At 75.4% G+C, this 21929-nt stretch carries 17 protein-coding genes and 2 pseudogenes; 12 read left to right on the top strand and 7 right to left on the bottom strand.

Annotated features, from left to right (window positions below; translation table 11 throughout):
- Nucleotides 1-24: 24 nt before the first annotated feature.
- The 6 genes from M1O15_RS17685 (at nt 25) to M1O15_RS17660 (ending at nt 5548) form a co-directional block, all read left to right on the top strand.
- Nucleotides 25-1932 carry an ATP-binding protein gene (locus tag M1O15_RS17685; protein WP_248634867.1) on the top strand — a complete coding sequence of 636 codons (1908 nt, stop codon included), beginning with the start codon at nt 25-27 and terminating at the stop codon, nt 1930-1932.
- A gap of 2 nt (nt 1933-1934) precedes the next feature.
- The gene (locus tag M1O15_RS17680; RefSeq protein ID WP_248634865.1) at nt 1935-3092 is read left to right on the top strand and encodes an acyl-CoA dehydrogenase family protein; all 1158 of its coding nucleotides are present in this window, start codon (nt 1935-1937) and stop codon (nt 3090-3092) included.
- Between the two features lie 359 nt (nt 3093-3451).
- Nucleotides 3452-4189 (top strand): enoyl-CoA hydratase family protein, encoded by a 738-nt coding sequence (locus M1O15_RS17675; protein ID WP_248634864.1) that lies wholly within the window; start codon nt 3452-3454, stop codon nt 4187-4189.
- Between the two features lie 51 nt (nt 4190-4240).
- Complete coding sequence (locus M1O15_RS17670; protein ID WP_248634862.1) at nt 4241-4834, top strand: TetR/AcrR family transcriptional regulator; 594 nt, start codon at nt 4241-4243, stop codon at nt 4832-4834.
- A 40-nt stretch (nt 4835-4874) separates the two neighbouring features.
- Nucleotides 4875-5150: a hypothetical protein gene (locus M1O15_RS17665; protein ID WP_248634861.1), complete on the top strand. Its 276-nt coding sequence runs from the start codon at nt 4875-4877 to the stop codon at nt 5148-5150.
- Nucleotides 5147-5548, top strand: a complete 402-nt coding sequence (locus tag M1O15_RS17660) for a PIN domain-containing protein (RefSeq protein ID WP_248634860.1) — start codon at nt 5147-5149, stop codon at nt 5546-5548. The genes M1O15_RS17665 and M1O15_RS17660 overlap by 4 nt, the downstream gene beginning before the upstream one ends.
- A gap of 106 nt (nt 5549-5654) precedes the next feature.
- Here the strand turns inward: M1O15_RS17660 and M1O15_RS17655 are convergent, their stop codons facing one another.
- On the bottom strand, nt 5655-6755 hold the full coding sequence (locus M1O15_RS17655) for a citrate synthase 2 (RefSeq protein WP_248634859.1): 1101 nt from the start codon (nt 6753-6755) through the stop codon (nt 5655-5657).
- Between the two features lie 279 nt (nt 6756-7034).
- On the opposite strand from M1O15_RS17655, the gene pdxH reads away from it, so the two are divergent.
- Entirely contained in the window at nt 7035-7727 is a 693-nt protein-coding gene (gene pdxH, locus M1O15_RS17650) for a pyridoxamine 5'-phosphate oxidase (RefSeq protein WP_248634858.1), read from the top strand.
- Between the two features lie 19 nt (nt 7728-7746).
- Here the strand turns inward: pdxH and M1O15_RS17645 are convergent, their stop codons facing one another.
- Nucleotides 7747-8079 (bottom strand): hypothetical protein, encoded by a 333-nt coding sequence (locus tag M1O15_RS17645; protein ID WP_248634856.1) that lies wholly within the window; start codon nt 8077-8079, stop codon nt 7747-7749.
- Nucleotides 8080-8633: 554 nt separating this feature from the next.
- On the opposite strand from M1O15_RS17645, the gene M1O15_RS17640 reads away from it, so the two are divergent.
- The gene (locus M1O15_RS17640; protein WP_248634854.1) at nt 8634-10070 is read left to right on the top strand and encodes a PAS domain-containing protein; all 1437 of its coding nucleotides are present in this window, start codon (nt 8634-8636) and stop codon (nt 10068-10070) included.
- Nucleotides 10071-10127: 57 nt separating this feature from the next.
- On the opposite strand, the gene M1O15_RS17635 is transcribed toward M1O15_RS17640, so the two are convergent.
- A complete protein-coding gene (locus tag M1O15_RS17635; protein WP_248634853.1) occupies nt 10128-10907 on the bottom strand; it encodes an SIS domain-containing protein in 780 nt (259 codons plus the stop codon).
- Nucleotides 10908-11109: 202 nt separating this feature from the next.
- Between M1O15_RS17635 and M1O15_RS17630 the strand changes: the two genes are divergently transcribed.
- Both M1O15_RS17630 and M1O15_RS17625 read left to right on the top strand, forming a co-directional pair.
- Complete coding sequence (locus tag M1O15_RS17630) at nt 11110-11802, top strand: iron-dependent transcriptional repressor DtxR (RefSeq protein WP_248634851.1); 693 nt, start codon at nt 11110-11112, stop codon at nt 11800-11802.
- Nucleotides 11803-13284: 1482 nt separating this feature from the next.
- Nucleotides 13285-14190 (top strand): alpha/beta fold hydrolase, encoded by a 906-nt coding sequence (locus M1O15_RS17625; RefSeq protein ID WP_248634850.1) that lies wholly within the window; start codon nt 13285-13287, stop codon nt 14188-14190.
- Nucleotides 14191-14251: 61 nt separating this feature from the next.
- Here M1O15_RS17625 and M1O15_RS17620 read toward each other — a convergent pair whose 3' ends face one another.
- The 3 genes and pseudogenes from M1O15_RS17620 to M1O15_RS17610 all read right to left on the bottom strand — a co-directional run bounded on the left by M1O15_RS17620 (nt 14252) and on the right by M1O15_RS17610 (nt 17807).
- A complete protein-coding gene (locus M1O15_RS17620; protein ID WP_248634849.1) occupies nt 14252-15973 on the bottom strand; it encodes a transporter in 1722 nt (573 codons plus the stop codon).
- Between the two features lie 260 nt (nt 15974-16233).
- A pseudogene (locus M1O15_RS17615) lies at nt 16234-17037 on the bottom strand (ABC transporter ATP-binding protein); the annotation flags it as partial.
- Between the two features lie 110 nt (nt 17038-17147).
- Nucleotides 17148-17807, bottom strand: a complete 660-nt coding sequence (locus M1O15_RS17610) for a bifunctional DNA primase/polymerase (protein ID WP_248634847.1) — start codon at nt 17805-17807, stop codon at nt 17148-17150.
- A 432-nt stretch (nt 17808-18239) separates the two neighbouring features.
- Here M1O15_RS17610 and M1O15_RS17605 point away from each other — a divergent pair, with 432 nt between their 5' ends.
- Together M1O15_RS17605 and M1O15_RS17600 are read left to right on the top strand one after the other, a co-directional pair.
- Entirely contained in the window at nt 18240-19622 is a 1383-nt protein-coding gene (locus M1O15_RS17605) for an NsdA family TPR-like regulatory protein (protein ID WP_248634846.1), read from the top strand.
- Between the two features lie 144 nt (nt 19623-19766).
- Nucleotides 19767-21503 (top strand): hypothetical protein, encoded by a 1737-nt coding sequence (locus M1O15_RS17600; RefSeq protein WP_248634844.1) that lies wholly within the window; start codon nt 19767-19769, stop codon nt 21501-21503.
- 1 nt (nt 21504) lies between these two features.
- Here the strand turns inward: M1O15_RS17600 and M1O15_RS17595 are convergent.
- Nucleotides 21505-21876: pseudogene (locus M1O15_RS17595) on the bottom strand (TetR-like C-terminal domain-containing protein); the annotation flags it as partial.
- Nucleotides 21877-21929: the final 53 nt, after the last annotated feature.

Raw genomic sequence — 21929 nt, 5'->3', positions numbered from 1 at the left:
GATCCCACGGATCCGATGAAGCCCATGGATCCGATGAATCCCCTGATCTCCAGCTTGCTGGTCGCCAACCGGGGCGAGATCGCCTGCCGGGTCTTCCGCACCTGCCGTGAGCTGGGCATCTCCACCGTCGCCGTGCACTCCGACCCGGACGCCGGGGCCCTGCACGTACGGGAGGCGGACGCGGCGGTACGGCTGCCGGGGGCCGCGCCCGCCGACACCTACCTCCGCGCCGACCTGGTGGTGGCCGCCGCGCTGGCCGCCGGGGCGGACGCGGTCCATCCGGGGTACGGCTTCCTCTCCGAGAACGCCGACTTCGCCCGCGCGGTGCTGGACGCCGGCCTGGTCTGGGTGGGCCCGCCGCCCAAGGCGATCGAGGCGATGGCCTCCAAGACCCGGGCCAAGGAGCTGATGGCCGCCGCCGGGGTGCCGCTGCTCGCCCCGGTGGACCCGGCGGCGGCCACCGGGGCCGATCTGCCGCTGCTGCTGAAGGCGGCGGCGGGCGGCGGTGGGCGCGGTATGCGGGTGGTACGGGAGATGGCCGACCTGGACGGTGAGCTGGCGGCGGCCAGGGCCGAGGCCCGGGCGGCCTTCGGGGACGGCGAGGTGTTCGCCGAGCCGTATCTGGAGCGCGGCCGCCATGTGGAGGTGCAGGTCCTCGCCGACGCGCACGGCACGGTGTGGACCCTTGGCACCCGGGACTGCTCGCTCCAGCGCCGCCACCAGAAGGTGATCGAGGAGGCGCCCGCGCCCGGGCTGGACGAGGGGCTGCGGGCCGCCCTGGACGAGGCGGCGGTGGCGGCCGCCCGGGCCGTCGGCTACACCGGGGCGGGGACGGTGGAGTTCCTGGTCGCGGGCGGCAAGGCGTACTTCCTGGAGATGAACACCCGCCTCCAGGTCGAACACCCGGTCACCGAGGCGGTGTTCGGCATCGACCTGGTCGCCCTCCAACTGGCCTGCGCCGAGGGCGCCGCCCTCCCGGCCGCGCCGCCCGCCCCCGGTGGGCACGCGGTGGAGGCCCGGCTCTACGCCGAGGACCCGGCCCGGGACTTCGCCCCCGGCACCGGCGTACTGCACCGCCTCCAGATCCCGGCCCCGGACGGCATCCGGGTCGACGCCGGATACGCGGACGGGGACACCGTCACCGTCCACTACGACGCCCTGCTCGCCAAGGTCGTCGCCTCTGCGCCCACCCGCGCCGAGGCGGTACGGCGACTGGCCGCCGCCCTGGAACGGGCCCGCGTCCACGGCCCGGTCACCAACCGCGAACTGCTGGTCCGCTCCCTGCGCCACCCGGAGTTCGCGGCCGGGGCCATGGACACCGGCTTCTACGGCCGCCATCTGGACGGGCTGACCGCACCGGCCCCCGGGGAGGAGTACGCGGCGGTCGCCGCCGCGCTGGCCGCCGCCTCGTCCCGTACCGGCCGCTTCGGCGCCTTCCGCAACCTGCCCTCCCAGCCGCAGACCGCCCGCTACGGCGACCACGAGGTCCGCTACCGGCACACCAGGGGCGACTTCACGGTGGACTCCCACCCGGAGGTCCGGGCCGTCGCGGTCGCCCCCGGGCTGGTCCGGCTGGAGGTGGGCGGCGTCACCCGCCCGTACCGGGTCGCGGCGGCCGCCGACGGCCCTGTCCACGTGGACACCGCCACCACCGCGTACCGCCTCACCCCCCGCCCCCGCTTCACCGACCCCGCCGAGCGCACCGCGCCCGGTTCGCTGCTCGCGCCCATGCCCGGCACCGTCACCCGGGTGGCGGAGCTCGCCCTCGGTGACCGGGTGGCGGCCGGGCAGCCGCTCGTCTGGCTGGAGGCCATGAAGATGGAGCACCGCGTCACCGCTCCCGCCTCCGGCACGCTCACCGCGCTCCACACCGCCCCCGGCCGCCAGGTCGAGGTCGGCGCCCTGCTCGCCGTCGTCCAGGAGGAGGCTTAACCGTGACCAGCAGCAATGCCGTGGTGGAGACCGAGGAGCAGTCCGCGCTACGGGCCGCCGTCGCCGCGTTCGGCGCCCGGCACGGCCGCACCCATGCGGCGGAGGAGCGGGACGCCGTTTGGGCGGAGGCCGGGAAGCTCGGCTATCTGGGCGTCAACCTGCCCGAGGAGTACGGCGGCGGGGGCGGCGGCATGACCGAACTCTCCCTCGTACTGGAGGAACTGGGCGCCGCCGGATGCCCCCTGCTGATGATGATCGTCTCGCCCGCGATCTGCGGCACGGTGATCGCCCGCTTCGGCACCGAGGAGCAGAAGGCCCGCTGGCTGCCGGGGCTGGCGGACGGCAGCCGGACCATGGCCTTCGGCATCACCGAGCCGGACGCCGGGTCCAACTCGCACCGGATCACCACCACCGCTCGGCGCGATCCGGACGGCGGCGGCTGGCTGCTCACCGGGCGCAAGGTGTTCGTCTCGGGCGTGGACATCGCCGAGTCCACCCTGATCGTCGGCCGCACCGAGGACGCCCGCACAGGGAAGCTGAAGCCCTGTCTGTTCGTCGTCCCCCGGGACGCGCAGGGCTTCCAGCGCCGCGCCATCGACATGGAACTGCGCGCCCACGAGCGTCAGTTCGAGCTGGTGCTGGACGACGTACGGCTGCCCGCCGACGCCCTGGTCGGGGACGAGGACGCGGGGCTGCTCCAGCTGTTCGCCGGCCTCAACCCGGAACGCATCATGACCGCCGCGTTCGCCGTCGGCATGGGCCGCCACGCGCTCGCCAAGGCCCTCGGCTACGCCAAGGAGCGCCAGGTCTGGAAGACCCCGATCGGCGCCCACCAGGCCATCGCCCATCCGCTCGCGCAGGCCCATATCGAGCTGGAGCTGGCCCGGTTGATGATGCAGAAGGCGGCCCACCTCTATGACGCGGGCGACGACCTCGGCGCGGGCGAGGCGGCCAACATGGCCAAGTACGCGGCCGGGGAGGCCTGTGTACGGGCGGTGGACCAGGCCGTGCACACCCTCGGCGGCAACGGGCTGACCCGCGAGTTCGGGCTGGCCGAGCTGATCACCGCCTCCCGGGTGGCGCGGATCGCCCCGGTCAGCCGGGAGATGATCCTCAACTACGTCTCCCACCAGACCCTGGGCCTGCCCAAGTCGTACTGATCACAGGTCGTCCCGATCACCTGCGCGGGCTGCGAGTATCCGGCCTTCCGCGAGTGGACCGTCGGGCACTGGCCGGAGGTCCGGGCGCCACACCGCGGGAACGGCGGACGCGGACCAGCGAGCCGTGCCGGCGCGCCGTACTGCTCCCGGTGCCGGCCCGGCTGCGGACAGCCGCCCCGGCGGGCCCCCGGCCCGTATCCACCTGACACCCCGGGCGGCCGACCAGACATCATCGCCTCCCTCGCGGGGCAGGTCGCTCCGTACAAGAGGATCCGCCGCGCCGCCGCGTCCACCGGCGGCGCGCGGAGGGCGGCGTCCGGGACGATCCCGAGACGCGAACCGAGGGAGCGTGAGTACACATGAGCGGTCATGTCACCACCGCGCACGAGCGCGGTGTCACCACCCTGGCCCTGGACGCACCGGCCAGTCGCAACGCGCTCTCCGCGGCGCTGGTCGCCGAGCTGTCGACCGCGCTGGCCGAGTGCGGCAAGGACCGGGCGGTACGGGCGGTGGTGCTGACCCACACCGGCAACACCTTCAGCGCGGGCGCCGACCTCAAGGCCCCGCCCAACCCGTACACCTTCGTCTCGCTGCTGCGGCAGATCGTTGAGCTGCCCAAGCCGGTGGTGGCCCGGGTGACCGGGCACGTCCGCGCGGGCGGGCTCGGGCTGCTGGCCGCCTGCGATGTGGCGGTGGCCGGGCCCGAGGCGGACTTCGCGCTGTCCGAGGTACGGATCGGGGTGGCGCCCTCGGTCATCTCGCTCACCCTGCTGCCCCGGCTGGAGCCGCGCGCCGCCGCCCGCTACTACCTCACCGGGGAGCGGTTCGACGCGGCCGAGGCGGCCCGTATCGGGCTGGTCACCCTCGCCCCCGACGACGCCGACAAGGCCCTCGCCGCCATCCTGGACGGGATGCGCCGGGCCTCGCCGCGAGGGCTGGCGGAGGCCAAGCGGCTGGTCACGGCTAGGGTGCTGGAGATGTTCGAGCGCGACGCGGAGGACCTCGTGCAGCGCTCGGCCTCGCTCTTCGCCTCGGCGGAGGCCCGCGAGGGCATGACAGCGTTCCTCGAACGACGGGACCCCGTGTGGGTGTTGTGACACGGGAGCCCGTACGGGTGGTGACATGGGGGTCGGCATGGGTGTGGTGACATGGGCGTGGTGACCGACCCGGCCAGGGGGCCGAAGCAGGACCGCAGCCGGGCCACCCGGCAGCGGCTCCTGGAAGCGGCCGTGTCCTGCCTGGCCGACCGCGGCTGGGCGGGCTCCACGGTCGCGGTGGTCGCCGAGCGGGCCGGGGTCTCCCGGGGCGCCGCCCAGCACCACTTCCCCACCCGGGAGGACCTGTTCACCGCGGCGGTGGAGTACGTCGCCGAGGAGCGCTCGCACGCCCTGCGCACCCTCCCGGTGCGCACCCGCCCCGAGACCGTCGCCGCCCTGGTCGACCTCTACACCGGCCCCCTCTTCCGCGCCGCCCTCCACCTCTGGGTCGCCGCCTCCGACGAACCGCAGCTCCGCGACCGGGTCACCGAGCTGGAGGCCCGTGTCGGCCGCGAGACCCACCGCATCGCCGTGGACCTCCTCGCCGCCGACGAGTCCCGCCCCGGCGTCCGCGAGACCGTCCAGGGCCTGCTGGACATGGCCCGCGGCCTGGGCCTCGCCAACCTCCTCACCGACGACACGGCCCGCCGGGAGCGGGTGGTCGTGGAGTGGGGGCGGATCGTGGAGGAGGCGCTGAAACGTTAATGCATACCTTGGGTATGCAGGTGGACGGTATGCTGATCGCATGGCTGAGACGACGCGCGTCACGGTGACCATCCCCACCGAGTACCTGGAGGAGGTCAAGAAGCTCACGGACAACGTGTCCGCCTACGTGGCGGAGGCGGTGGCCCGGCGGGTGCGGCATGAACTCCTGGGTCAGGAACTGGACCGCTACGAAGCGGAGCATGGTGCTTTCACCGAGGAAGAGCTGGCGGAAGCCCAGGAGGAGCTGGAAGCGGCCCTGAAGAGGCAGCGTGAGCGTGAGGCCCTGGCTGGAACCACCACTGCGAGGGCCGCGTGACCACCCCCCTTGGCATCATCTTCTTGGACTCGCAGGGCCTTTCGGCGGCGATCGCGGAAGACCGCAAGGTCATGGCGCGACTTCGGGTCTATTGGCGGGCCGGAGCCACTGTCGCCATCTCCGCCAACACGATCATCGAGGTTATGCACGCCAAGGTGAACATGCCTCGCCTCAACTGGCTGCTGTCCCGCATCAAGGTCGAGCCGGTCACCGAGCAGTCCGCCAGGACTGCCGCCCGGCTGCTCATCGGGGCCGGTCTGCACGGCCACAAGTACGCCATCGACGCGACCGTGGCCGAGGCGGCTCTCCGGCAAGAGCCTCCCGTGGTGATGTTGACCTCCGACCTGGACGACATGGACCGACTCTGCGGCGAACGCGTCTCTCTCGTGGCCGTCTGACGCCGGTCCGCAGCCGGGGTCGCGTCGTCGGCCCGGCGGGTGCCCGAAGGGGGCGCCGCCCTCCCCGGGCGGCGCCCCCACACGTACTCACGTCCTCAGGCCGACGTCAGTCGCCGATCTCCGCGTACCCCGGGATGTCCTGGGGGCTGCGGGTGCTCGGGCCGGTGTAGCGGGCGGAGGGGCGGACCAGGCGGCCGGTGCGCTTCTGCTCCAGGATGTGCGCGCTCCAGCCCGCGGTGCGGGCGCAGGTGAACATCGAGGTGAACATGTGCGCCGGGACCTCCGCGAAGTCCAGCGTGATCGCCGCCCAGAACTCCACGTTCGTCGCCAGCACCCGGTCCGGGCGGCGGTTGTGCAGCTCCTCCAGCGCGGCCTTCTCCAGCGCCTCCGCCACCTCGAAGCGCGGCGCGCCCAGCTCGCGGGCGGTGCGGCGCAGCACCCGGGCGCGCGGGTCCTCGGCGCGGTAGACGCGGTGGCCGAAACCCATCAGCCGCTCACCGCGGTCCAGCGCCCGGCGCACCCACGCCGCCGCGTCGCCCTCGCGCTCGATCTCCTCGATCATGCCCAGCACCCGGGACGGCGCCCCGCCGTGCAGCGGACCGGACATCGCGCCCACCGCGCCGGACAGCGCCGCGGCCACGTCCGCGCCGGTGGAGGCGATCACCCGGGCGGTGAACGTGGAGGCGTTCATCCCGTGCTCCGCCGCCGAGGTCCAGTACGCGTCCACGGCCTTGACGTGCTTGGGGTCGGGCTCACCGCGCCAGCGGATCATGAACCGCTCGACCACCGACCGCGCCTTGTCGATCTCGTTCTGCGGGACCATCGGCAGCCCCTGCCCGCGCGCGGACTGCGCCACGTAGGACAGCGCCATCACCGCCGCGCGGGCCAGGTCGTCGCGGGCCTGCTCCTCGCTGATGTCCAGCAGCGGCCTCAGGCCCCACACCGGGGCGAGCATGGCCAGCGCGGACTGCACGTCGACCCGGATGTCCCCGGAGTGCACCGGGATCGGGAACGGCTCGGCGGGCGGCAGACCGGGGTTGAACGCCCCGTCCACCAGCAGCCCCCACACGTTGCCGAAGGAGACATGGCCGACCAGGTCCTCGATGTCGACGCCGCGGTACCGCAGCGCGCCGCCCTCCTTGTCCGGTTCGGCGATCTCCGTCTCGAACGCGACGACTCCTTCGAGTCCGGGTACGAAGTCGGACATCAGGCGGCTCCTCGTGTGGTGGACGCAGGGTGCTACGGCGGGGTGGGCGCGGGTCGCACGGCCCCGACGCACCCCGGCCGGGCGGTGGCCGTCCCGTGCGGCCCGCGGCGGGGAATGGGGGGATGCGACAACGTCCCAGCCCATGAGTCTGTCCGCTTCCGCCGATGCGGGGAAGCGTGACATCCGGCACACTGTGCGGATTTCGCGGCGGGGGTTGACCGCCGCCGCCGGTGGGCAGAATGGGCCTGCCCGTCCGCTCGGCCGCCCCGCTGCGGCAGGATGGGCCCCGTGACCGAAGCCCGCGACGCCGCCCTGGACCCCGCCGAGATGCGCGAGCAGTACCGCACCGCCGAACTCGCCGAGCAGGACCTCGCAGCCGATCCGATGAGCCAGTTCGCCCGCTGGTTCGAGGACGCGGCCAAGACCCCGGCGATCCACGAGCCGAACGCCATGGTGGTCTCCACCGCGACCCCCGACGGCCACCCCTCCTCCCGCACGGTGCTGCTCAAGCACTACGACGAGCGGGGCTTCGTCTTCTACACCAACTACGGTTCCCGCAAGGGCAGGGAGCTGGCCGCCAACCCGTCGATCGCCCTGCTCTTCCCCTGGCACCCGGTGGCCCGCCAGGTCATCGTCACCGGCACCGCCGCCCGGGTCGGCCGGGACGAGACCGCCGCCTACTTCCGCACCCGCCCGCACGGCTCCCAGCTCGGCGCCTGGGCCAGCGCCCAGTCCTCGGTGATCGGCTCCCGGGGCGAACTGATGGCGCGTTACGAGGAGTTGGCCGCGCGCCATCCGGAGGGCGAGCAGGTCCCGGTGCCGCCGGACTGGGGCGGCTTCCGGGTCACCCCGCGGGCGGTGGAGTTCTGGCAGGGCCACGAGAACCGGCTGCACGACCGGCTGCGGTACGTCCACGAGGACGGGGGCCCGGGCGGAGAGGGCGCCTGGCGGGTGGAGCGGCTCTCCCCCTGACGTACTGCCCGTACGGCCGTCAGAACAGCACGACCCAGGACGGCACCGAGCCCACCGCCAGCAGCGCCCACTGGGCGATCACCATCCGGCGGCGGACCCGGGGCGCCATCGCCTGCTCCCTGAAGCAGAGCGCCGCCAGGCCGGTGAGACCCGAGAAGGACAGCGCGCCGCCACCGGCCAGCAGCGGGTCCAGCGCCCCGGTGAAGGCCTGGAGCAGCGCGGTCAGCATCTGGAGGCAGAAGGCGGGGAGCAGCAGCACCAGCCCCACCCCGCCGAAGACCCGCGTGGCGGTGGTCCTGGCGGGCGCGGTGGGGGCGGGGGCCGGACGGGGGGCGGTCTGTGCGGTGTTCATGGCGATGATCTTCGCCATCCGGCCTGTACGAGGGGATCGGCTCCCGTACTCACCCACGTACTCAACCGCGATCGGCCGTGCGCACTCCGGCGCCCGTGGTCGTACGGGCTCAGCCGCGGCCGGCCGCCGGGGCGCACCGGGCGGCGGGGCCCCGGGAAATCCACGGGCCCGGGCCCGCACACGCAGAAACCCGCGGGTCCTGCTCTCTCCCGGAGGAGAGGCCGGCCGGATGTGCCGGCGGACCCGCGGGTCGGTGACTGCTTGGTATTGCGGCAGGAGGCCTGCCGACATGTGCACAGAGTGCGACGGCAGGCCTCAGCCCGCAGTCACCTCACGCATCCGAAAAGAAACCACTTCCGGATCACCTCCTTTCTCGTGTGCACCACAGCCTAGGAACCGCTCCGCCGCGCCACAACCGTTTTTTTGGCATGGTCCGTTTTCCGGGAAAGGGGTGTGCTCTGGGTCACGTTCGAGTTGAATGACGGGCATCGACGGGGCAACGGGGAAGCCACGGGACGGCGGCGCGGGTCACGTCCCCGCAGGGGGTGCCGGGCATGAGTTCGTCCAGGAGTGAGACCGCCAGCGCGCCTGCGCCGGACGAGCCGGAGCGCACTCCGGCCGCCGGAGCGGAGGCCGCCGCGGCGGCGAGCGGCGGCGCGGGGCCGAGCGGTGACCGCCCACCGCCCGGCGCCGGACCGGCCGCCGAGGTGTCGGGCGCCCGGCTGCTGGCGGCGCTGCTCGACGGGATGGACGCGGCGCTGTGCGCGTTCGACGCCGAGGGGCGGGTCACCCACTGGAACCGCGAGGCCGAGCGGATCCTCGGCTGGAGCGCCGCGGAGGCGGTGGGCCGGCTCGGCTTCACCGGCTGGGCGGTGCGCGCCGCCGACGCCGCCGACCTGCACGGCCGCCTCACCGCCGCGATGGCCGCCCCGGGCCGCCAGGTGCACGAGTTCGCCCTGCTGCGCAAGGACGGCGGCCGGGTCCTGGTGCGCACCCAGACCGCCGGGGTGCGCGGCCCGGACGGGGTGCCGACCGGGCTGTACTGCGCCTTCAGCGAGGTGCACGCCCAGATCGACCTGGAGCGCTCCATCGCGCTGAGCGAGGCGATGTTCGACGACGCGCCCTGGGGGGTGGTCCTGGTCGACGTCGATCTGCGGCCCACCGTGGTCAACGCGCACGCCGCCCGCGCCCTCGGGATCGGCCGCACAACCCTGCTCGGCCGCCCGCTCGGCGATGTGGTCACCGGCGGGGTGGAGGAGCTGGAGGCCGCGCTCACCCATGTGCTGGCCGAGGGCGCGCCGGGCGGGCGGACCGAGCTGTGGGTGACCCTGCGCGGCGCGGAGGGGGAGCGCCGCCGCTGCTGGAGCTGCGGCTTCCTGCGGCTGGCCTCCCCGCTCGCCGAGCAGCCGGTACCGCTGGGGGTGGCCTGGCTGTTCCAGGACGTCACCGAGGACCGGCAGGCCCGCCAGGAGGCCGACCGCTCGCGCTTCCGGGCCAGTCAGCTGCGGCGGGCCGAGGCCGCGGCGGCCGAGTGCGAGGAGCCGATGGAGGCCGCGGTCACCCATCTGGACTTCGCCCTCGCCGGGTACGCGGACCATGTGCTGCTCGACCTGTGCGACGGCGACCACTTCCGGCGGGCCGCGGCCTCCCCGGCGGGTGGACCCGGGCCGGTGGGCCGGGCGCCGGACGGCGGGCGGCTGCCGGTGCGGTACGCGGCCGGGCACCCGGCCCGCCAGGCGGTGGAGCGGCGCGGGGCGGTCCGTACCAGCGCGGGCGCGGCGGCCGAGGGCTGGGCGGCCGAGCGGCGCTGGCCCGCGGACGCGGTGCACGGCCTCGCCACGGTGCTGCGCAGCCGGGGCCGCACGCTGGGGGTGCTCACCTTTCTGCGCGGGGCGGGCCGTCCGGCGTTCGAACGGCCCGACGCGGAGTACGCGCAGAGCGTGGCGGCCCGGGTCGCGGCCGCCGTCGACCTGGCCCGCGCCCTGGAGTAGCCCTCAGCCCAGGTCCGTCAGCCTCTGTCAGTCTCCGTCAGCTTCCGTCGGCTTCCGTCAGTGCCGGAAGAAGATCCGGTCCGCGTACTCGCTCATCACCCGGCCGTTCCACTCATGGCCGCCGTCCACGTTGCCCGAGCGCAGCAGCGGCGGCTCGATGCCCCGGGCCACCAGGCCCTCGGTGGCCGCCGCCATCACGGCCTGCATCAGGGCGCTGGTCACCACCGTGGAGGCCGGGGCGAAGGGCGCGGCCACCCGCTCGTGGGTCAGCTCCGCGTCCCCGACCGCGATCTTGGAGTCCAGCACGATGTCGCAGTGGTCGCGCAGGAAGGAGCCGGAGACATGGCGGGACTTCGTCTCCTCGGCGTACGCCACCGAGGTCACCCCGATCACGGTGAGCCCGAGCGCCCGCGCGTTCATCGCCATCTCCACCGGCAGCGCGTTCCGCCCGGACAGGGAGACCACGAACAGCACGTCCCCGGCGGTGGCGGGGGAGGAGTCGAGCACCGCGCCCGCCAGCCCGTCCACCCGCTCCAGCGCCGAGCCCAGGGTCGCCGGCATCACGTCCACGCCGACCGCGCCGGGCACCGCGAGCAGATTGACCACGGCCAGCCCGCCGGCCCGGTAGACCACGTCCTGGGCGGCCAGCGAGGAGTGCCCGGCACCGAAGGCGAAGATCCGCCCACCGCCCGCCACGGCCGAGGCGACCGCCTCGCCGGCGGCGGCCACGTTCGCCGCCTCCTCGTCCCGTACCCGCCGCAGCAGCTCGATCGCCGCGTCGAAGAACCGCCCGGCCAGCCCGCCGCCGTCGCCCCCGCTCTCCCTGCCCTCACCCATGGCGCCGGGCCCCCTTCCCTCCGTGCTGTCCGCGTCGCACATCGTGTCGCGGATCACGTTGCGGTCTGGACCTTTCCCCTGTCAACCGCCCGGTCCGGGCCCGTGCGACCGGCTTCGTGCGGCTCCCGGGCACGGTTGTCCGAGCGATGCGCAAGAATTGGAGCCAGGGCCGCCAGCGCACGACTTCCTCAGAGGGGCACGTATGTCCGGACTGATCGACACCACGGAGATGTACCTCCGCACCATCCTCGAACTGGAAGAGGAGGGCGTGGTGCCCATGCGGGCGCGCATCGCCGAGCGGCTCGACCAGAGCGGACCCACCGTCAGCCAGACGGTCGCCCGCATGGAGCGCGACGGTCTGGTCACCGTCGCCGGCGACCGCCACCTGGAGCTCACCGAGGAGGGCCGCCGCCTCGCCACCCGGGTCATGCGCAAGCACCGGCTCGCCGAGTGCCTGCTGGTCGACGTGATCGGCCTGGAGTGGGAGCAGGTGCACGCCGAGGCGTGCCGCTGGGAGCATGTGATGAGCGAGGCGGTCGAGCGGCGGGTGCTGGAGCTGCTGCGCCACCCGACCGAGTCGCCCTACGGCAACCCCATCCCGGGCCTGGAGGAGCTGGGCGAGGAGTCCGAGGCGGAGGCGTTCCTCGACGAGGGCATGGTCTCGCTGGCCGACCTCGACGCCGGCACCGAGGGCAAGACGGTGGTGGTCCGCCGGATCGGCGAGCCCATCCAGACCGACGCCCAGCTGATGTACACCCTCCGCCGCGCGGGCGTGCAGCCCGGCTCGGTGGTGAGCGTGACGGAGTCCGCCGGCGGCGTGCTGGTCGGCAGCAGCGGCGAGGCCGCGGAGCTCGCCGCCGAGGTCGCCTCCCACGTCTTCGTCGCCAAGCGCTGAGGGGGCGCTGCTCGCGCCTCCACCGGGGACTCCGGCCGGGTGGGCCCCGCCCCGACCGGGCCCCCGGCCGCCCCCTGACCGGGGCCCCACCCGGCCGCGCCCCGACCAGGGCCCGGCCGGCCCCGGCGCCGACAGCGGGGCCCGTCCGCTGCCCGGCTCCCAGCCGCAGCCGCCCCCCGCCGGGCGCACCCGCTGTGCTCGGACCACAGCTGCCCCCGCCGCGCAGCCGGCGCCGCCCCAGCCGCGCGCACCCGCCGCCATGGGCCCTCGCCCGCGGGCCGCCTGACCCCCAGCCGCCCCCCGCCGTGCAGCTGACGGCCGCCTCTGCCGCGCGCCCCTCGCCGCCCCGCCGGCCCAGCCGCGCGCACTCGCCCGCCGCCGCCCGGGCCCCCGCCGCGCAGCCGGCGCCGCCCCGGCCGCGCGCACCCGCCGCCATGGGCCCTCGCCCGCGTCGCCCGACCCTCAGCCGCCCCCGCCGTACAGTCGACGGCCGCCTCTGCCGCGCGCGCCCGCCGCCCTCGCCGCGCGCACCCGCCGCCCTGGGCCCTCGCCCGCGGGCCGCCCGACCCCCAGCCGCCCCCCGCCGCGCAGTCGACGGCCGCCTCTGCCGCGCGCCCCTCGCCGCCCCGCCGCCCCAGCCGCGCGCACTCGCCCGCCGCCGCCCGGGCCCCTGCTGTCCCCCGCCACGCAGCCGGTGCCGCCCTCGCCGAGCGCACCAGCCGTCCCGTGCCACAGGCGGGCGCATGGGCGCATGGCTTGTCGCCGGGATGCGCTCTTGTGCGCCCCCGGAGCCGAAAAGCGCCCCCCATGCCCGCTGCCCGTGCCAGTCTTGGCTACAGCTACCGGCATATGACCGCGCGGGAGGGGCCACCAGATGACGCGCCAGCTGCCGTATGCGCGCCCCGGGCCGTGCGCGGCCCCGATCCGGCGCCGCCGCCGGTCGCCGGGCGTACCCGCGGCCGAACCCGGGAGCAGACCCCGAACCGGCCCCGCGGCCGAACCCAGGAGCAGACCCCGACGCGGCCCCGCGGTCGGACCCGGGAGCAGACCCCGACCCGGCCCCGGGGGCCGACCTCGACGCGACCCCGAGGGCGGACCGGGAAGCGGGCCCGGACCCGGGCCCGAGGGCGGGTCGGAAAGCGGGCCCAGGCCCCGGGGCGCGGGCGAAGGCGGACCGGAAGGCGGGTCCGGGCCTGGGGCTTGTGTCGGTCCCGGGCCCGGACAGCGGGAGACCCCGGCGTCGAATGACGCCGGGGTCCCGCCTCCCCTGTGCTGACCCGGAGCCCCGAGCTCTCAGGGTCAATCCCGTCGGACCGTTTTTCCCCGAGCGGTCCGCCTCCCGTTGGAGATCTCCCCTCGGCGGCGGCCGTCAATCCTTGAGCGGGGTCACTCGAACGAGCGGTGTTCCCGGCGCGTAACCCGTTTTCGAATACAAGTTCGATACGCTTCGGGGGCACGTCACAGAAGGGGGTGTCAGAGCCCATGGTGCGCCGCATCGACCTGACCGCAGCCGACGGTTTACGGCTGGCGGCCTGGGAGTACGCCGACCGTCCCAAGGACACGGCGCCCGCCGGCACGTCCTCGCCCGCCCCGGCCCCGGCCGAGGCCCCGGGCGTTCTGCTGCTGCACGGGCTGATGGGCCGGGCCTCGCACTGGGCCGGCACCGCGCGCTGGCTGGCCGAGCGGCACCGGGCGGTCGCCCTGGACCAGCGCGGTCACGGGCAGAGCGACAAGTCGGCCGACGGCCCGTACACCCGGGAGGCGTACATCGCGGACGCCGCGGCCGCCATCGAACAGCTGGGGCTCGGCCCCGCGGTGGTGATCGGGCACGCCATGGGCGGGCTGACCGCCTGGCAGCTCGCCGCCGAGCGGCCCGACCTGGTCCGCGCGGTGGTCGTCTGCGACATGCGGGCCTCGGCCCGGGGCGCCGCGTCCCAGCGGGAGTGGGAGGACTGGTTCCGCACCTGGCCGCTGCCCTTCGCCACTCTCGCCGACGTACGGAAGTGGTTCGGCGAGGACGACCCCTGGCTGGAGCGCCCCAGCCCGGCCCGCGGCACCTGGTTCGCCGAGGTGATGGCGGAGGGGCCGGACGGCTGGCGGCCGATGTTCTCCCGCACCCGGATGCTCGCCACCCGGCACGGCTGGGCGCATGACGCGCACTGGGACTCCCTGGCCCTGGTCCGCTGCCCGGCCCTGGTGGTCCGCGGCATCGACGGCGAGCTGGGCCGCGCGGAGGCGCAGGAGATGGTCCGGGTGCTGCCGCGCGGGGCGTACGCCGAGGTGGCGGACGCGGGCCATCTGGTGGCCCATGAGCAGCCCGAGGGCTGGCGCGCGGCCGTGGAGCCCTTCCTCGACTCCGTACTCCGGGCCGCCACTCCGGCGACCTGAGCAGGGAGGAAGGGGAGGGAGGGGCGGCCGTGGGGGTACGGCCGCCCCTCCCTCACGGGGCCTACCCCTTGCTGACCGCCGCCAGGATCTCCGGCAGCCGGGCCGCCGTGCGGGGGGCGGCCAAGCGCAGGCCCGCCCAGCCGAGCAGCAGGCCGTAGCCGGTGCCCAGCAGCAGGACCGCGAGGCGGGCGGGCGAACCGGCGGCCGCGTCGGAGACGTTGACCCAGACGGTCAACGCGATCACGGGGGCGCACAGCAGCGCGCCGCCCAGCATCCCGCCGAAGACCGACCCCCAGATGATCCCGGCCTGCCCGGGTGCCGCCGCCTTGAAGCCGCTGCCCTGGGGGATGGTGTACGGCAGCCGGTAGGAGGCGATCGCCCCGGTGCCGAGCATCGCGCCGAGCAGGGCGAACGACAGCCCCACCGCGTCCGGCAGCGACCGCCAGTCGCCCAGGATCGCCGCGGTGCCCACATTGACCACCGCGGTGAACGGGATGGCGATCAGCAGCAGCGCGTACGCCCGGGCGCGCAGCTCCACATAGGCGTCCCGGGCCGAGGAGATGGTCCCGGCGACCATCCAGAACGCGTCACCGTCCTGCCCGAACTGGTTGTACATCTGCGTGCCGAGCATGCCGGCCGCGAAGCAGGCGAAGTAGATCGAGCCCGTCCCCTGGAGGGCGTTGAACAGGGGCACGATCAGCCCCACGGCCAGCCAGCTGACCAGCTGCGCCTTGGTCTTCGGGTCGCGCACCATGTACTGGAGCGACCGCCGCATCACCGTGCCGGTGCGCCCGGCCGGCCACCAGCGGGACTCCGGGGCGGTCCCGTCGCCGCCCGTGGAACGGCCGCGGCGGGCGCCACCGGTCGGGGCGGAGACCGCCGCCAGGGTCGAGCCGTCCGGCGCGCTCATCAGCTTCTCCAGGCTGCGCCGCCAGGCGACCAGCAGCACGCCGAGCACCACCGCCGTCAGCAGCAACTGCGCCGCCGCCGTGCCGTACGCCCCGCCGCTCGCCGAGTCCACCGCGCCGAGCGCGGACGCCGGCGGCAGCCAGCGCACCACCTCGGCCAGCGGCTCCAGGTCGTCCAGCCCACCGGGCCGGGTCAGCCGCTGCGCGCCGAAGTTGACGAACTGGGCGCCCACCGCGATCAGCAGCCCGCTGAGCACCGCCAGGTCGCGGCCCCGGCGGGAGGTGAGCAGCCGTACGTTGCCCGCGGCCACCGCCCGGGCCGCCGCCACGCACACCAGCAGCGCCAGCGGTACGGCGAGCACCGCGACCACGACCCCGGCCGCCCCGTGCGCCAGGGCGATCGCCGCCCCCACCACCAGGCAGAGCGTGAACAGCGGGCCGATGCCGACCAGCGAGGCCACCAGCAGCGCCCGCACCAGCGGCCCGGACCGCAGCGGCAGCATCACCAGCCGGGTCGGGTCCAGCGTCTCGTCTCCGCCCGGGAAGAAGAGCGGCAGCACCGCCCAGCCCAGGGCGATGAGCGCGGTCAGCAGGACCACCACGGCGGCCGCGTGCTCGTTGCCGCGCAGCAGCACAAGGCCGAGCAGCTGGCCCGCGGCGAAGAGCAGCACCAGCACGGCGGAGGTGACATAGGCCGCGGTACGCCCCGAGGACTGCCGCAGGCCGTTGCGGAGCAGCGACAGCTTCAGCCCGACGAAGGTCCCGGTCAGCGCGCCCGACGACGGCGAACCGGGGGACGCCTGGGTGGCTGACCCGGTGGATGGCCGGGTGGACGCCCCGGTGGGCGGCGGGGCGGAGGACCCGGTGCCTGTCATCGGCCCGCTCCACCGGCCGTACCGCCACCAGCCGTACCGCCATCGGCCGTACCGCCACCGGCACCCGGCGTCTCGTCGCCGACCCCCGGCCCCGCGCCCGGCGCGTCCCCCGCGCCCGCGCCCGTCCCCGAACCACCAACCCCCGGAGCCGCACCACCGGCCACCGGACCGTCCCCGGGACTCGTGCCCGTACCACCGGCCGTCCCCGGACCGTCTTCGGCGCCCGTCCCCGGACCGTCCCCGGCGCCCGTCCGCGTACCGCCGCCGCCCAGCCAGTCCAGGGAGTCGGCGGTGTCGCCGGCGCGGGCGCCGACCAGTTCCAGGAAGGCGCTCTGCAGCGAGGGGGCGTCGCCGCGGACCTCGGCGAGCGGGCCCTGGGCCCGTACCCGGCCGGCGGCCATCACCGCGACCCAGTCGCACAGCGACTCCACCAGCTCCATCACATGGCTGGAGAAGACCACGGTGGCGCCGGAGGAGGTGTACCGCTCCAGCACTCCGCGGATGGTCTGGGCGGAGACCGGGTCCACGCCCTCGAACGGCTCGTCCAGGAACAGCACCTCGGGGTTGTGCAGCAGCGCCGCCGCCAGCCCGATCTTCTTGCGCATACCGGTCGAGTAGTCCACCACCAGCTTGTGCTGGGAGCCGGCCAGGTCCAGTACGTCCAGCAGCTGGGTGGCGCGCTTGTCCGTCTCCGCGCCGGGCAGCCCCCGCAACCGGCCGGTGTAGCCGAGCAGTTCGCGCCCGGACAGCCGCTCGAAGAGCCGCAGCCCCTCGGGCAGCACCCCGATCCGCGACTTCACGGCGGCCGGATCGCGCCATACGTCGTGGCCCGCCACCTCCACCACTCCCTGGTCGGGCCGGAGCAGTCCGGTCACCATGGAGAGGGTGGTGGTCTTGCCGGCGCCGTTGGGCCCGACCAGGCCGATGAACCGCCCGGCGGGCAGCGTCAGATCGACCCCGCCGACGGCTATCTGCTCGCCGAAGCGCTTGAACAGCCCCTCGACCCGGACCGCGGGCGGCGCCCCACCCGCCGTCGTCTTCTCGTTCGTCGTCCGGCCCGGCATGGTCACTGCCCTTCCGTAGTCCCCGTGTCACCTGGGCTCACGGAGTCCACCGAGGCCCGCGGTGTCGTACGGGGACACCCTACGCAGCGGCCCCGGGCCACTTCCCGAAGTCAGCCGGCGGCGTCCCGGGCGCAGGCGTACGCGAGGGGGCTGATCAGCTCCTCGGCGTCGGGCAGCCAGCGGTTGGCCTGGGTGGGGCGGCGTACCCACTGCACGGCGCCGGGGCCGCCGATGCGGGTCGGTGGGGCCGCGACGTAGGAGCTCTCGCCGCGGGCGATCAGGTCCAGCCCGGCCGGGGACCAGCCGAGCTTGCGCACCAGGTCGGGGACCTTGGGCGCGCCGCCGGGCAGCACGAGGAAGACCATCCGGCGGTCCGGGGTGCGGGTGACCGGGCCGAGGGTGAGGTCCATCCGCTCCATCCGCGCCAGGGCCAGGAAGCCCGCCGACTCCGGCACGTCCAGCGCGTCGAAGGTGCGTCCGGTGGGCAGCAGGATCGACGCGCGGGGCTGCTTGCCCCACAGCCGCCGCGCCGCCGTCGCGCTGCCGGTCGCCTGGTTCGCCCAGTCCGGCCGGGCCGGGTGCGCGCCGGGCCGCGGGCAGGCGGCGTCCGCGCACGAGCACAGCTCCCGGCCGCCGGCCGCCTCCAGCCAGGTGCCCGGCAGCACGTCCCAGTGGCGCTCCTCCGCGTACCGCACGGCGCAGTCCAGCAGTTGCTCACCGCGCTGCTGGGGGATGCGCGCGGCCTCCGTGACTCCGATGGTCTCTTCCACGATCTCTTCCACCTCTTCCACGGATGTCTCAACTTCCCTGCTGGGGAGGGGTTACGGGGCGGGGTGGCGGGACCCGCGCGGTGTGCGGCCCGCGGGGGGCGGGGCGCGGGAAGGGAGGTAGGGGAGCGCGTCCGCGCACCGAAGCCCCGCCCACGGCGCATCGGTGCACGGGCGGGGGCGCGTGCGGGCGCCGGGCCGCTCGACGGGGTAGCAAGTGCCGTGGCGCCGACGGGGTCCGCGTACCGCCGGTCGTCAACCACGGGCCCATCGCCGTACGCACCTCGCGCATCCCATCACCAACAACCGCATTCTTCGCAGACCGCCCGGGCAGTCATCCACGGACATCCACCGCCGGCGTACACGGCATTCACGGCATGGACGACGTACAACCGAGATCCGGGGACTGGTCGCCGGGGCACCAAGGGGTAGTCAATGGCAGCGAGACCGCTAGTCGCCCGTCAGCCCAACGAACGGCTGCAGGCGCTCATCCAGGAGGCGGGGTGCTCCAACGCCGGGCTCGCCCGCCGGGTCAACATGGTCGGCGCCGAGCGCGGGATCGACCTGCGCTACGACAAGACCTCGGTGGCGCGCTGGCTGCGCGGACAGCAGCCGCGCGGCCGGGCACCGGGGCTGATCGCGGAGGCGCTGGGGCGAAAACTCGGCCGGACCGTCACCATCGACGAGATCGGCATGGCGGGCGGCAAGAACCTCGCCTCCGGAGTGGGGCTCCAGTTCTCGCCGACCGTGCTCGGCGCGATCGAGCAGGTCACGGAGTTGTGGCGGAGCGATGTGGGGCGGCGGGACTTCCTGTCCGGGTCGACGGTCGCCGCATCCGCCCTGGTGGAGCCCAGCCGGGACTGGCTGATCACGGCGGCGGACGCCCAGGTGGCGCGGCAGGCCGGGTCCCGGGTCGGTGAGGCGGACGTGGCGGCGGTGCGGGCGATGACGAACGCGCTGGTCGAGCTGGACCACCGGTTCGGCAGCGGGCATGTCCGCCCGGTGGTGGCGCACTACCTCAACAGCGTGGTGTCCGGGCTGCTGTCCGGCTCCTACCGGGACACGGTCGGCAGACGGCTGTTCGCGGCGGTCGCCCGGCTGACCGAGCTGGCCGGGTACATGGCGGTGGACACCGGGCAGCCCGGGCTCGCCCAGCGCTACTACATCCAGGCGCTGCGGCTGGCGCAGGCGGCCGACGACCGCGCCTACGGCGGCTATGTGCTGGCCGCCTCGATGAGCCATCTCGCCGCCGAGCTCGGGAACCCGCGGGAGATCGCCCAGTTGGCCCGGGCGGCGCAGGAGGGGGCGCGCGGGCGCGTCACCCCGCGCGCGGAGGCGATGTTCCTGGCGGCCGAGGCCCGTGGGCACGCGCTGCTCGGGGACGCCCGCACCTGCCGGGACACGGCGTCCCGGGCGGTGGCCGCGCTGGACCGGGCCGACCCGGAGTCCGGCGACGACCCGGAGTGGATCGCCCACTTCGACCACGCCTACCTCTCCGACGAACTGGCCCACTGCTGGCGGGACCTGGGCCGCTCGGAGGAGGCCGAGCGGGCGGCGAACGAGGCCCTGGCCGCGCTGCCCGAGACCAAGGCGCGGCGCCGGGCGATCGGCCTGGTGCTGCTGGCCTCCGCGCAGGTGCAGCAGCGCGAGATCGAGGCCGCCTGCGCCACCGGCACCCGGGCCGCCGAACTCCTCGGCACCCTGCGCTCCTCGCGCGGCGCCGAGTACCTGGACGACCTGCGGCAGCGGCTGGAGCCGTACGGGAACGAGCCCGCGGTACGGGAGTTCGGCGCCCGGCTGGAGCCGCGGGCCGCCTGACGGGCCGTCCGGCATCCGGCGGGCCCGGTGCCGGACGGGGCCGTGAGCACCGTGACCAGACAGGTGTGCGCCCTGTCGTCACCACCCGGTAGCGTGAGGCGACGCTTCCGTAGGTTGACGACAGGCCGAAACACAGGAGTCCCGGTGACGACGCACAGTGGACAGGGCCCCGAGCCGCACCATCCGGCGGCCCGCCCCGCGCACGAGGGTGTCGTGCTGCCCGGCGACGGCAGCGAGCCCTGGGTGCCCGGCGACCGGCAGGACGGCCCGGAGCACGGCCGGCCGGGCGGCCCGGCGGGCGGGCAGCCCTGGGCGGCCGGCGGCGACCCCCAGTCCTCGTACGGGCCCTCCCCGTCCTCCTACGGTCAGCAGCCGCCGCAGGGCCCCTCGTCCTCGTACGGTCAGCAGCCGTCGCACGGCTCCTCGTCCTCGTACGGTCAGCAGCCCGCGCAGGGGTACGGCTATCCGCCCGCGCAGCCGGCTCAGGGCTACGGCTACCCCCCGGCGCAGCCCGCCCAGGGCTACGGCTACCCGCCCCAGCAGCCGCAGGGGTACGGCTATCCGCCCCCGGCGGCCGCCCAGCAGGGCTACGGCTACCCCCAGCCTCCGGCCGCCTCCCCGTCCCCGTACGGTCAGCAGCCGCCGCAGGGCTACGGCTACCCGCCCGCGCAGTCGGAGCCGCCGTCCAACGGCGCGCAGCCGCTGCCGCCGGAGGCCGCGCCGTCCGGGGCCCCGCAGCGGCCGTCCGGCGGTGACGCGGACGCCACCCAGTACCTGCCGCCGGTCGCCTCCGGCGGCCCCCAGGGCTCCGGTCCGGGCGCGCTGCCGGCCGAGCACGCGGGCGAGTCCACCCGCTTCCTCGGCGCCGTCCCGGCAGAGGGCCCCGGGGCCCCGCCGCCGCCCCGGGCCGCCGGGGACTCCGACGCCACCCAGTACCTGCCGCCGGTGCCCGGGCAGCAGTCCGGCGCCCCCGGCGGGCAGCCGGCCGGAGCTTCGTACGGGGCGACGGGCCAGGGTGAGGAGCGCCGTACCCCGGCGGAGTTCGACAACCTGTTCCGCAGCGAGGCCCAGGCGGCCGGCGCGGCCGGGGCGACCCAGCACATCCCCCGCTACCAGGAGGAGCGCTACCAGCAGGAGCCGCCCACCGGTGCGGGCGGCCGGGGCCCCGGCGCCCCCGTGCCGCCGGCCTACCGGGGCGGCGGCGGGGACAAGGGCGGCTACGGGGAGTCCGGACCGCAGCGTTCGTCCAAGGTGCCGCTGATCGCCGCCGTGGTGGTCGGCTGCGCCGTGCTCGGGCTGGGCGCGGGGGCGCTGCTCAGCGGTGGCGAGGAGCCCGGGGACGACGCCTCGACCGGCACCGGGACGGTCGCCGCCGGCTCGCCCACCCCGGACGGCGGCAAGGGCTCGTCCCCGGCGCCCGAGGACCCGGCGAAGAAGCAGGCCGAGGCGCTGGACAAGCTGCTCGCGGAGAGCAACGACAGCCGCGCGGCGGTGATCCGCTCGGTGGAGAGCATCAAGCGCTGCGACGACCTGGACCAGGCCGCCGGCGATCTGCGGGGCGCCGCCGGGCAGCGCCGGGGGCTGGTGACCAAGCTCCAGCAGCTCTCCGTCGACAAGCTCCCCGGCCACGCCGAGCTGACCTCGGCGCTCACCGACGCCTGGCAGGCGTCCGCGCGCGCCGACGACCACTACGCGACCTGGGCCGACCAGGCCAAGAGCCGCAAGGTCTGCAAGGGCGGCCAGGCCCGCTCCACCGGGGCGACCGCCCAGGCCAACAAGGCCAGTGGCGAGGCCACCGCCGCCAAGCGGAAGGCCGCCCCGCTGTGGAACGGCATCGCCGGGAAGTACGGCCTCACCCCCCACCAGCCCGAGCAGCTGTAGATCACTCCACCGCTCTGCCGCGGGAGCGGACCAGCGGCAGATAGACCTCGTCGACGATCTCGACGAGGACCTCGTCGGGTGCGGTGGGCGCCCCGCGCGCCATGAACTCGTCCCGCAGCAGCACCATGGCCACGGTGGCGACCCGGGGGTGCAGCGCCTCGGGGGCGGCCTCGCCGCGGGCGACGGCCCGCCCGAGGATGGTCAGCCAGGGCGCGGCGGCCGCGGCGTCGTCGGACCGCTGCCGCAGCCGCGCCAGAAGCTCCGGCGCACCCCCGGCCGCCGCCAGCAGCTCGCGCAGCACCGCGCCGAGCGGTGAGCCCCAGTGGCGGTTTGCCTGGCGCAGCCACGACAGGGCGTCCCCGCGCAGGGTGCCGGTGTCGGGCGGCTGGACGGCCGTGGCGGCCCAAGGAGGCCTTCGCCGCGCTA

This window comes from Streptomyces lichenis (assembly GCF_023218175.1).
Lineage (GTDB): Bacteria > Actinomycetota > Actinomycetes > Streptomycetales > Streptomycetaceae > Streptomyces > Streptomyces lichenis.
This window is presented reverse-complemented; position numbering and strand designations above follow the sequence as displayed.